Source organism: Agrobacterium sp. 10T429, assembly GCF_056393925.1.
Genome location: NZ_JBFTGV010000062.1, coordinates 1 through 426, shown reverse-complemented (window position 1 = coordinate 426; position 426 = coordinate 1). Strand labels below are relative to the sequence as shown.

The following is a 426-nucleotide window of genomic DNA, read 5'->3' as shown; positions in this document are numbered from 1 at the left end:
GCAGCAGCTCGTGTTGCTGCTCGAAGTGGAGCCCGAGTTGTCGCGCGACAGCATTGGTGCGTGGTTCGCCGTGTGCCAGGCCAGTTCGCGGGCCAGTGGGATCGGGTCTCCACGCAGCGAGCGGGCGCTGGCGCAGTTGTGCGGGCGGGTGCTGGAGTCGCCAGTCGACGTGCTGCGGCCATCGGGGACATGGCCATCGTGAAAGGCAGGAACGCGAACCGGCTTTCACGCGGGCGCACCCTCCCCTTGGGCGCGGACGGCCGGGAGTTCCACGTCGCCATAGACGTGGTCGTATGTGATGGTCAGGCCTCGACGCAACGCAACGGCGATGATCTTCGCCGCCATCTCAGGCGGGACCGTCTGCCCACGCTCGTAATTGGCGATGTTGCCCTGCGTGCAGCCCACATCAGCCGCAAGCTCCTGTTG

At 66.9% G+C, this 426-nt stretch carries 2 protein-coding genes; one reads left to right on the top strand and one right to left on the bottom strand.

Annotation, left to right across the window (positions count from 1 at the left end; genetic code table 11):
• Positions 1 to 202 (top strand): hypothetical protein (locus AC1DCP_RS26515; RefSeq protein WP_476774888.1); only part of this gene is annotated, 202 nt, incomplete at its 5' end.
• Positions 203 to 225: 23 nt separating this feature from the next.
• Here the strand turns inward: AC1DCP_RS26515 and AC1DCP_RS26510 are convergent.
• Positions 226 to 426 (bottom strand): helix-turn-helix domain-containing protein (locus AC1DCP_RS26510; RefSeq protein WP_476774887.1); only part of this gene is annotated, 201 nt, incomplete at its 5' end.